Source organism: Planctomycetota bacterium, assembly GCA_035574235.1.
Taxonomy (GTDB): Bacteria; Planctomycetota; MHYJ01; order MHYJ01; family JACPRB01; genus DATLZA01.
Map to the genome: position 1 here is coordinate 52,711 of DATLZA010000021.1, position 10,047 is coordinate 62,757.

Here is a 10,047-nt window from a genome sequence, read left to right on the forward strand (position 1 = left end):
CCCCGTCCTCAGCTCCGATGGGTCGAAGGCTCCGCCTCCGCCCCCTCCTGGCGCAGGCGGTCGTCCAGCCAGCGCAGAACGTCCATGGACGTGATGATCCCTTCCACCCTCCCGCCGTCCCCCACCACGATCACGCGGTGAATTCCCAGCGCCATCATGCTGTGGACCACGTCCCGGATCGGCGATTCCGGAAAGGCCGTCACCATGCCGTACGTCATAAGATCGCTCACGACGGCCCCTTCCAGAAGCTCCCAAGGCCAGCGCGTTCTCGCCGAGGCGCGGCGCTCCAGCGTAATGTCTTCCTGGGGAATCAGTCCATCCGCCCGATCCCGCACATAGCGGGCCAGATCCTTGAGGCTGAACACCCCGATCGCCCGCCCGTGCCGGTCCACCACCGGAGCCCCGCTGACCCTCCAGGACAAAAGGAGCCGCGCCGCCTCCGGTACCGAAGCGCTCGCCGGAAGCGTAAACACCGGCCGCGTCATAAGGTCCCGGGCCATCGTCGCCGTTTTCATCCGCATCTTCTCCCGGCCCCTCCGGGCCATACCGCCGGCTTTTTCTTCGCAAGAACCGTGCCGCAGCCGCCGATTTTCGCCCGGCATCGGTCTTGCTGAGATCCTTTGAGAACACATCCGAGAGGTGATGCATGAGCCTTCCGACGTGGGCCGCCTTCCTCGTCCTGACGGCGCTTACGGTCGTTCTGTCGATCCTGACTTTCCTCGACCGCAAGCACTAGACCCGCCGACCGGAACCGACCCACTGCCCTCGGTCCTTCGCGTCCGAAAAAGTCCGCGCCGCCGCGCAAAAATCCGCACCCGCCCCGCTTCCCTTCGAAGCGCCGGCCGAGCCGGCGGCGTGGCCCGCCGCTTGCGAATTCCCCCTCGAACCCATTTTGGGAGAGCGCTCCATGCCGCAAAAGATGCTCGTGGCCTTGGATGGAACCCGGCCGTCGGAATCGGTCCTTTCGCATGTAAGCTCCCTCTTGAAGCTCATCGACGCCGATGTCACGCTTCTGCGCGTCCTTCCCCGCGCCTCGGTCGGCGACGAGGCCCAGGCCCGCTCCTACCTCGAATCGCTGGCGCGCCCGCTTCGACAGAAAGGAGTGTTCGTCGAGACGGCGGTCGCGTGCGGAAAGCCCGCCGATAAGATCCTGGAGGCTCTCGAGAAGGGGCGTTACGGCCTCCTGGCGCTTTCGAGCCGTCGCAAGAAGGGGCTTCGGCGCATCGTCCTGGGAAGCGTGGCGGAGGAGATCCTGCGGCGTACCCCCGTGCCGGTCTTCGTGACCGCCCCTTCGCCCGAGGGCTCCCCGCCGCCGTCCGCGCCCCGGACGATCGTGGTTCCCCTGGACGGATCGCATCGCTCCGCGGCCGTTCTGGAGCCGGTGGCGGATCTGGCCCAGGCGGCCGGCGCCCGGGTTTCCTTCGTCACGGTGGTCTCTCCCACGGATCCCGAAGAACTGCCCGTGGAAACCGCCGCCCGGACGCTGTTCTCCCGGCAGAAGGCTCTCGAGCGCCGCGGCCTGAGCGTGGAGCTGGCGGTTCTCTTCGGCGACCCGGTGAACGAAATCCTCCGTTTTGCCGAAAGCCGCGCGGCCGATCTGATCGCCCTGGCGACGCACGGGCGGACCGGTCTGAACCGCTGGCGCTACGGAAGCATCACGGAGGCGATCCTGCGGAAAAGCCGGGTGCCCCTCCTCGTGGTGCGCTCGACGGCCCAGCTCCGGAGCCGCCCCCTCCGTGCGCGCGCCGTGGAGGCGCGGCGAAGAGCCCTGCGGACCGCGTCCGCCGGATCCGGTCTGAGCCGGAGCCCTTACCGCGGGGGATAAGAGTCCCTTTCGCCCTGCGACGCGGAATCCCGAACGTCCGTCGCCGCCCCCGCCGGCGCGCGTCCCCGCACCCGGAGCACGACGTTCCACCTCCGGCGACCTTCGTCCCGGACCGTGACCAGGCTCCGCAGCGCCAGTCCCCGCAACCGGCGACGCAGCGCCTCGAGAAGATCCGCCTCGTCTCCCACCGTCATCGTCAGGCGGGCGCCCCGCTGGCCGATTCCCAGCATTCCGCAAAGGGCGCGGAAAAGATCGGATTCCGTGATGATCCCGACGACCCGGCCGCCGGCGACCACCGGAAGGCCGGAGATCTTCCGCCGCAACATGAGCTGAGCCGCCCCCTCGAGCGTCTCGTCCCGCTCGACGGTCACCGGATCCGGCGTCATCACGTCGCTTACCCGCAGCCCGCGGCCGCGCGCCGCCGCCGGCCCCAGGGCCGCCTGCAGGTCGCTGCGCGTCACGATCCCCACGAGCCTTCCGCCCTCGACCACCGGAAGCCGCCGCACTCTTCGGCAATCCATGAGATCGAGCGCCTCCGGGGCCGAAACGCCTCCCAACACCGTCACCACGGGAGCCGACATCCAGTCGCGAACGAACATATCGTGCCTCCCCTACAAGAGCCCCTGGAATTCCCCGCCCTCCGGCCTGAACGTCGCCGCCTTCACGGCGGCCGGAAAACGCCGCTCCTCCTCGCGGACATGCCGGCGACAGCAGGCGATGAACGCGCGACAGGCGTGAACAAGCGGAAGAACCGAGACTTCCCCCTCGCGGCGCACCACCTCCAGAAGCGTCCGGATCGCCTCCGCATACGCTTCCGGAAGGGACAGACTCCGCCCCGCGGGCGAAACCGTTTCGCATGCCGTCCGACGATGGCGATCGAGGGCGATCTCGAGCGCCCCCATCGCCCATCGCAGCTCCCGGAGGTCCAGGGGCTGCAGGGCCGCTTCCAACCAATCCAAGAGAGCCCGAAGATCTTCGTGCTCGTTCCGCGGAAGGGCGGTCGCCGTGCCGTTCACAAAGGGAACAGAAGCAATCGGCCGGCCACGCGGCGTCCGGCAGCCTTCGCCTCCCGGGTCGCGGAAAAGATCGCCCGGTAGGCGTGAAATTCCGCGCCCCGGGGGACGCCCTCAGGACGTCGAGGGGGCCTCCCCCTTCACCAAGCCGAACTTCACCATCCGGTAGTGAATCTGGTCCCGCGTCATTCCGAGCAACTCGCCCGCCCGCGTCTGATTTCCACCGGTGCGCTCGAGAGCCTGGACCACCAGATCCCGCTCCAGATCGTCGAATCGAATCCCCTTGGGCGGCAGAACGAATGCCCGCCGGCCGGTCTCCGGTGAGGCGGCTCCCCGTCCGACGACGACGTCGTCTTCGCCGATGTCCGGGCCCGAACCCAGAAGAACCGCGCGCTCGACGACGTTGCGCAGCTCGCGCACGTTCCCCGGCCAGTCGTACGCCTCGAGCTTCCGCAACGCCTCCGGCGTCACGCGCAGGGTCCCGCGCCGGAAATCCGTCCCGAAGTGCCTCAGGAAGTGCTCGACGAGCGGCGCAATGTCCTCCCGCCGCTCCCGCAAGGGCGGAAGGTCCAGGGTAATCACGTTGAGGCGGTAGTACAGATCTTCCCGGAAACTTTTTTCCTCGATCGCCTTCTCCAGGTTGCGGTTCGTGGCGGCGATGACCCGCACATCGACCCGGATGTCCTGCGTCCCCCCGATGCGCCGAAAGGTCTTCTCTTCGAGGACGCGCAGAAGCTTGGCCTGAAGCGTGGCGGACATGTCTCCGATTTCGTCGAGAAAGACGGTGCCTCCGTCGGCCAGCTCGAAAAGCCCCTTCTTCTGGGCCTTGGCGTCCGTGAAGGCGCCTTTCTCGTGACCGAAAAGCTCGCTCTCCAGGAGCGTGTCCTGCAGAGCCGTGCAGGTGATGTTCATGAAGGGTCGGTCCGCCCGCGAGGATTCGTAATGAATCGCCTTGGCGACGACGTCCTTGCCCGTGCCGCTTTCTCCGCGGACGAGAACCGTCGTCGCCTGGCTGGCCGCCACCTTGCGGACGAGCGCCGCGATCTCCTGCATGGCCTTCGATCGCCCCACAAGGGTGTGCGCGCCGAATTGAGCCTTGCGCTCGCGCGCCTGTTCGGCGACCATCCGCCGCAGCGTCGACGCCTCCAGCGCGCGCTTCACCGTCAAGGCCAGCTCGTCCATGTTGAACGGCTTGGCGATGTAATCGTACGCGCCGAGTTTCATGGCGGCCACCGCGGTCTCCACCGTCGAATAGGCGGTGATGAGAACGACCGGAAGATCGGGACGCTCCGCCTGAAGGTTCCGCAGGATCGTCAGACCGTCCGTATCGGGAAGCTTCAGATCCAGAAGCACCAGGTCCGGCGGCTGGCGCTCCAGCGCGGCGGCCGCCGACCGGCCGTCTTCGGCTTCCGCGACGGCGTGTCCCTCGCGCGTCAGGCGCTCGCGAAGCGACCAGCGGATGAGTTTCTCGTCGTCGATCACCAGAATGTGGCTCATCGGGGAATCTCCACGGTCACCTTCGTGCCCCTCCCGGGAACGCTCTCCAAATCGATCGTCCCCCCGTGCGCCTCCACGATCTTCCGGCTGATCGCCAGCCCCAATCCCGTTCCGCGCGTCTTGGTCGTGAAGAACGGCCGGAAGACGTCGCGCACATGCGCCGGATCGACGCCGCTTCCGGAATCCTGAACCTCCACTCGGAGCCAATCCCGCTCCGGCCGGACGCGCACCTGAAGCTCGCCCCCGTCCGGCATCGCCTCGACGGCGTTCTGGAAGAGGTTGATCCACACCTGTTCCAGAAGCCGCGCGTCGGCCGACACGCGCACCCCCTCCGCCCCCTCGACGGAAAACCGGATTCCTTGGGCGGCCCCCCGCGGCTCCGCCGCCGCCCAGGCGCGCGCCAGCGAGCCTTCGAGATCGATCTCCTGCCGCAGCGGAACGGCCGGCCGGGCGAAGACCAGAAGATCCCGGACGATGCGGTCCAGCCGGCCGATCTGCTCCAGAATCTCCCCCACGATGTCCCGGCGCGGATCGTCCGCCGGCATCGTGTCCCGGAGCACCTGGACGGCCCCGCTGACTCCCGCCAGGGGATTTTTGATCTCGTGCGCCACCGTGGCCGCCAGCTCCCCCACCGCGGCCAGACTCTGGGCCCGGATCAGCTCCTCCTGCAACCGCTTCATCTCCGTCACATCCCGCAAAATCGACGACCGCCCGAGCACCCGCCCCTTCTTGTCCCGAAGAAGCGTCGAGGTCCCGCTGACCCGCACCCGCCGCCCGTCTTTGGCCACCCGCTCGACCGCTTCCACCTGAAGATAGCCCCGCTCCTCCAGAATCTTCAGCAGACGGCTTTCCTCGGCGCTGTGGCGCGTCTCCGGAGGGAAAAGAATGCCGTGATCCTTCCCCACGATCTCGTCCGGGGCGTACCCGAAGATCCGCCGCGCCCCCTCGTTCCACGTCCGAATCCGGTTCTGAGCGTCGATGACGACGATGGCCTCCGCGGAATTCTGGAGAATGCTTTCGAGGTATTCGCTCTTCTCCCGCAGTTCGTCCATCAGACGGGTCCGCTCGATGGCGATGGCCATGTGGCCCACGATCGCCCGCAGGACGTCCTCGTGCCGCGAGGTGTAGACCCCCGCCCGCCGGCTCGAAAAAAACATGACCCCGACCGGCTTCCCCTGGAGCCGAAGCGGCAGCGTGAGGCTCGCCCGCATCCCCTCGCGCACGATCAGCCGCGTCGATTCGCTCTCCGGCTTGCGCGCCAGATATTCTTCGAGATCATTGATGATCCGCGACCGCCCCTCGCGCAAAAGGGGCTCCAGACTCGAGCCCGACACGGAGCCCGAATAACCTTTTCCAAGCACCATCTCTCCGTCCGACCGCGCGGCGACGATGGTCAACTTCCGGCAGGCCGAATCCGTGAGGGCCACCGCAATCCGGTTGTACGGAACCAGATCCCGCAGGCGGTCGTAGATCAGTTCGAACACTTCCTCGAAAGACCGGCCGAGATTCAGACTCTCGACCAGCTCGTTCAGAAGATCGACCCGAAAATCCCGAGACGTCGGGGAGTCCCCCGCGCTGCGATCCTCCACGCGACCTCCTGATCCGCAAAAACCGTACCTCCTGCGGATTTTCGCAGAAAGAGCGGGATTTCACAAAGCGGTGCGGAAAATTCCGCACCCGGTCGGGATTCTCCGCGTTTCCCCTTCTGGCCCGCCGTTTGCATCTTCCCCTTCACCATGAGAGAATCCGGCCGATTCGGGAGATGATGCAGGCTCCGCCGGCCGGACGTGGCGAGAATCCCTTGGAGGCTTGAAGCCGGTGACCGCCGACTTCTCCGGACATCCCGATTCGATCGACGACGTCCTGGGACACGACCATCAAAGGTTGGACGAAGCGCTCCGGACGTTTTCGGAGGCGCTTCAGACGAGGCCCGAGGCAGCCCGTGAACTTCTCGAGCGCCTGGACGGACGGCTCCTCTTCCACATGCAATGGGAAGAAGCACGCCTCTTCCCGGCCGTGCGGGCGCGCGCGACGGCGGCGCAGAGGCGAAGCCTGGAGTCTCTGGAAATCGATCACGAACGCCTTCGGGAAACCCTCGAGGACATGAAGGCCGCGCTGAACCGAGGAGAGGTCCCGGCCGCTCGGCGGCGGCTCGAGGATCTTCTCATCTTTCTCCAGGGACACAACTACGACGAAGAACACGGCGTCTACGTGGACGCCGACCGGCTCCTCTCCCCCCGGGAACGACGGGAGCTCCTGGCCGCTTTCCGCCGGGAACGCGCCGAAAGCGATTCTTCCCCATGAAGCCGACGTATGTCGCGGCGGTCGCAGGATTCGCCGGTCTCCTCGTCCTCTCCTTGACGCGGCCCGACGCCGGTCCGCCGCGTCTTCCGCCGGCGTCCTCCCGGCCCCGCTGGAGCGCGGTCCCCGTGGAACCGCCGCCGGCGCCGCCGGCGGAGCTCCTTCCCCAGGGCGAGCGGCTGTATCGCTGGTACTGCATCCCCTGCCATGGACCGGAGGGCCGCGGGGACGGCCCGACGGGAGAACGCCTTGTCGTCCGGCCGCGCGACCTCACGCAGGGGATCTACAAGCTCAAGACGTCCGCTCCGGGAGAGATGCCCTTCGACGAGGATCTTTATCGGACCATCACGGCCGGAATTCCGCCCTCCGGCATGCCCCCGTTCACGGATTTCGATGCCCGCGACCGCTGGTCCCTGGTGGCCTACGTCAAGTCGCTGGCGAGGGACTCTTCAGGGGCTTCTCTCTTCGAACGCTTCCCCGCCCGCACGAAGGGAATCGCCGAAACGCCGCGTGCCTCGGGAAATCCCCAGCGCGGCCACCGGTTGTATGAAGGCCTTGCGGGATGCGCCTCCTGCCATGGCGAAAAGGGGCGGGGAGACGGTCCGGCGGCTCCGTTCCTTCGGGACTCCGCCGGGCGGCCCGTCCGCGTGCCGGACTTCGCCCTGGGATTCGCGCTCTTCCTGGGCGGATCCGCTCCCGAGGACGTCTTCCGCGTTCTCACCCTGGGTTTCGAAGGATCGCCCATGCCTTCCTTCGCCGGGCTGTCCGAACAGGACCGCTGGGACCTCGCCCATTTCGTCACGTCGCTTTACGTCCCTCTGGAAGAGGACGAACGGGCCTTCCTGCGACGGTACGCCGAAGGGCGCTGAACCGGTTTCGCCCGCGCGAAGCCCCGCGGACGGGGAAAGGGCGGACCCGTTCCGCCCTTCCCCGTCCCGCTTCCGTCTTACGGCCTGGACCCCTTCGCACACTCGGGGCACTCCGGTGGATTCTTCCGGCAGTCCACGGACTTCCCCTCCACCACGCAGTAGATCTTCGGAGGATTGGCCTTCCGGTCCGGCACGCCGAACCGGCACTGCTCGCAGGGCAACCCCGCCCGCGCCGCACTCGCACAGCCGGCCAGGAGAGCCAGAAGCCCCACGCCCACGATTCCGCGAATTCCTTTCATGTCCTTTCCTTCCACAAAGTTCACCGTCGTCGAACGCCTTCCAGGGAGCAAATGACATTCCAGGGCGCTTGGACGCGGGGTTCCTCCGGCCCGTGGCCCCCGTCGGCGGCAATTTCAACGTCGCCGCGGACTTTTCCGCGCCGCCTCCGAACACAACTGCCCCCGCGCGGCCCGCCTTCCCCGGCATGAAAGTTGCGGACGGGGACAGCATGACCCTGGATCCTTCGATGACCGCCGCCGAAATCGCCCGGCGGTATCCGAGCGCCCTGAAGGTGTTCGCGCGCCACCGGATCGATCTCTGCTGCGGCGGACGAAAGTCTCTGGCGGAAATCGCCCGACTTCACGGCATCGACCTCAAGGCTCTGATCGAAGAACTCCTGTCGGCGATTCAGGAGGCGGCGTGATTTCCAAGGACTCGAAGGTGCCCGACGTGCTGGCGCACTTTCCGGGAACCCGGCGCGTATTCGACGCCTACGGGCTCCACGGGTGCGGCGGCCCGCAGGGACCGCAGGAAACGGTCGAATTCTTCGCCCGCGTCCACGGCGTGCCCCTCGAACGCCTCCTGGCGGATCTCCGGGCCGCGCGGGAAGCGCCCGCGGCGCCCTATGTGGAGGACCTGGGAGATATCCTTCACCGCAGGTTCTTCCGGGCGGGAATCGTCGTGCTCCTGACCGCCGGAGTGTCGCTCGGAACCCTCATGCTGGCCGTGCACGCGCTCCGGCACACTTTTACCGCGCTGGATCTTTTCGGGTATGTCCAAGCCCACGCCAATGCGCAAATCCACGGGTGGGTGGGACTCTTCGTCATGGGCTTTGCGGTCCAGGGTCTTCCCCGCTTCAAGTACGTCCATCTGTGGAAACCCGCCCTGGCGAACGGCTCGTTCGTGCTTATGCTGGCGGGACTCGCGCTGCGAACCGTGGCCGGTCTTCCCACGCCGGGAGCGTTCGTTTTGGGGATCGCGGGCGGAACGCTCCAGGCTCTGTCCGTGCTTCTTTTCGTCGTCGTCCTGGGCAAGACCCTGTACCGCCGCCCGACGGTCGAAACGTGGGACAAGTACGTCGTCACGGGCCTGGGGTGCTTCCTGGCGGCCGCCGCCCTGGAGCCGATCCTGTACGCCTTCGTGTTCTCCGCGGCGGCTCCGGACATCTTGGTCGGACGCGTCGCGGATGTCCTGAAGCCCTTCCGGGACCTGCAACTCCTGGGCTTCGCCGGATTCCTGATCCTGGGCGTCAGCCAGCGGATTCTGCCGAAAGCGTTCGGGTTCCGTGAAATCGGCGCTCCCGCCTCGAACGCCGCCTTCGCCCTTCTTCTCGGCGGCCTGCTCCTGGACGTCGTCGCCTGGGGCGCCTTCCGGTCTACGCACCGGACCTTCTGGGCGATCGGTTCCTGGATCGGCACGGGCCTCTACGCCGCCGGAGCGCTGCACGTGGCCGCCCGGCTGCGGGCCTGGACCGGCGGGAGCTCGGACGATCGTTCCACGAAGTTCATCCGAGCGTCGTACGTCTGGTTGGCCGTGGCCTGCCTCATGGCCGTCGCCGAGCCGCTTTATGCCCGGGCGCTCGACCTGCGCTTCTCCCACGCCTACCACGGAGCCGTGCGGCACGCTTTCACGGTCGGTTTCATCTCGCTCATGATCGTCGGCGTCAGCTCGAAGGTCGTCCCCATCCTTCAGGGCGTGGACCCCAAGACCCTCCCCGCGCTGACGGTGTCGTTTCTCCTGATCAACGCGGGAAACGCCCTGAGAGTCCTCTCTCAGGTCCTGACGGAAGTGGCCCCTGGACCCGCCTTTCCCGCGATGGGCGCCGGCGGCATGCTCGCGGGCTTCGGCCTGGCGCTTTGGGGGATCCATCTTTGGAAACTCCTGGGCGTGCGTCCGGAGCCGTCGGCGCCTCCGAAAAACGTCGTGGGTCCCGAGACGAAGGTCGCCGACCTGGCGGAGGCCTGTCCCGCCACGCTGGACGTCTTCGATCGGTTCGGTTTCAGGGAGCTGCGGAATCCCTTTCTGCGCCGCACGATCGCGCGACGCGTCACGGTGCGGACCGCCTGCGCGCTCAAGAACGTGGACGAAGAGCGCCTGCTCCGCGCCCTTCGAGAGGCGGCCGAAAAAGGCGCCTGAACGCTCCTCCGCCCCGGCGGCTCCGGAACCCCCGACATCCTTTCCGCCCGGCCCCCATATCTCTCCGGATGAGAATCCCCTTCGCCCTGACCGCCGCCCTCGCGGCGGCGGCCGGCTGGCTGCCTCC

Annotated in this window: 11 protein-coding genes; 5 read left to right on the plus strand and 6 right to left on the minus strand. The window is 67.3% G+C overall.

Annotated elements, in window-relative coordinates; all coding sequences use genetic code 11:
• Positions 1-8: 8 nt before the first annotated feature.
• Positions 9-515, minus strand: a complete 507-nt coding sequence (locus VNO22_01715) for a CBS domain-containing protein (GenBank protein ID HXG60065.1) — start codon at positions 513-515, stop codon at positions 9-11.
• 392 nt (positions 516-907) lie between these two features.
• On the opposite strand from VNO22_01715, the gene VNO22_01720 reads away from it, so the two are divergent.
• Positions 908-1,825, plus strand: coding sequence for a universal stress protein (locus VNO22_01720; protein HXG60066.1), 918 nt, complete (start codon positions 908-910; stop codon positions 1,823-1,825).
• Here the strand turns inward: VNO22_01720 and VNO22_01725 are convergent.
• From VNO22_01725 to VNO22_01740, 4 genes are all read right to left on the minus strand, one after another.
• A complete protein-coding gene (locus tag VNO22_01725) occupies positions 1,810-2,424 on the minus strand; it encodes a CBS domain-containing protein (protein ID HXG60067.1) in 615 nt (204 codons plus the stop codon). The two genes, VNO22_01720 and VNO22_01725, sit on opposite strands and share 16 nt — an antisense overlap.
• 12 nt (positions 2,425-2,436) lie before the next feature.
• The gene (locus VNO22_01730; protein HXG60068.1) at positions 2,437-2,784 is read right to left on the minus strand and encodes a hypothetical protein; all 348 of its coding nucleotides are present in this window, start codon (positions 2,782-2,784) and stop codon (positions 2,437-2,439) included.
• 168 nt (positions 2,785-2,952) lie between these two features.
• On the minus strand, positions 2,953-4,335 hold the full coding sequence (locus VNO22_01735) for a sigma-54 dependent transcriptional regulator (protein HXG60069.1): 1,383 nt from the start codon (positions 4,333-4,335) through the stop codon (positions 2,953-2,955).
• Positions 4,332-5,924, minus strand: coding sequence for an ATP-binding protein (locus tag VNO22_01740; protein ID HXG60070.1), 1,593 nt, complete (start codon positions 5,922-5,924; stop codon positions 4,332-4,334). The genes VNO22_01735 and VNO22_01740 overlap by 4 nt, the downstream gene beginning before the upstream one ends.
• A gap of 229 nt (positions 5,925-6,153) precedes the next feature.
• Between VNO22_01740 and VNO22_01745 the strand changes: the two genes are divergently transcribed.
• Positions 6,154-6,639 carry a hemerythrin domain-containing protein gene (locus VNO22_01745; protein ID HXG60071.1) on the plus strand — a complete coding sequence of 162 codons (486 nt, stop codon included), beginning with the start codon at positions 6,154-6,156 and terminating at the stop codon, positions 6,637-6,639.
• Positions 6,636-7,505, plus strand: coding sequence for a c-type cytochrome (locus VNO22_01750; GenBank protein ID HXG60072.1), 870 nt, complete (start codon positions 6,636-6,638; stop codon positions 7,503-7,505). Before VNO22_01745 ends, VNO22_01750 begins: the two co-directional genes overlap by 4 nt.
• A gap of 77 nt (positions 7,506-7,582) precedes the next feature.
• Here the strand turns inward: VNO22_01750 and VNO22_01755 are convergent, their stop codons facing one another.
• Entirely contained in the window at positions 7,583-7,804 is a 222-nt protein-coding gene (locus tag VNO22_01755) for a hypothetical protein (protein ID HXG60073.1), read from the minus strand.
• 185 nt (positions 7,805-7,989) lie between these two features.
• On the opposite strand from VNO22_01755, the gene VNO22_01760 reads away from it, so the two are divergent.
• The gene (locus VNO22_01760) at positions 7,990-8,208 is read left to right on the plus strand and encodes a DUF542 domain-containing protein (protein ID HXG60074.1); all 219 of its coding nucleotides are present in this window, start codon (positions 7,990-7,992) and stop codon (positions 8,206-8,208) included.
• Positions 8,205-9,920, plus strand: a complete 1,716-nt coding sequence (locus VNO22_01765; protein ID HXG60075.1) for a DUF1858 domain-containing protein — start codon at positions 8,205-8,207, stop codon at positions 9,918-9,920. The genes VNO22_01760 and VNO22_01765 overlap by 4 nt, the downstream gene beginning before the upstream one ends.
• Positions 9,921-10,047: the final 127 nt, after the last annotated feature.

What these genes read in the sequence shown, in the direction of transcription:
- VNO22_01715 (HXG60065.1), bottom strand. Translation starts at nt 515, where the DNA reads ATGAAAACGGCGACGATGGCCCGGGACCTTATGACGCGGCCGGTGTTT.
- VNO22_01720 (HXG60066.1), top strand. Translation starts at nt 908, where the DNA reads ATGCCGCAAAAGATGCTCGTGGCCTTGGATGGAACCCGGCCGTCGGAA.
- VNO22_01725 (HXG60067.1), bottom strand. Translation starts at nt 2,424, where the DNA reads ATGTTCGTTCGCGACTGGATGTCGGCTCCCGTGGTGACGGTGTTGGGA.
- VNO22_01735 (HXG60069.1), bottom strand. Translation starts at nt 4,335, where the DNA reads ATGAGCCACATTCTGGTGATCGACGACGAGAAACTCATCCGCTGGTCG.
- VNO22_01750 (HXG60072.1), top strand. Translation starts at nt 6,636, where the DNA reads ATGAAGCCGACGTATGTCGCGGCGGTCGCAGGATTCGCCGGTCTCCTC.
- VNO22_01755 (HXG60073.1), bottom strand. Translation starts at nt 7,804, where the DNA reads ATGAAAGGAATTCGCGGAATCGTGGGCGTGGGGCTTCTGGCTCTCCTG.
- VNO22_01760 (HXG60074.1), top strand. Translation starts at nt 7,990, where the DNA reads ATGAAAGTTGCGGACGGGGACAGCATGACCCTGGATCCTTCGATGACC.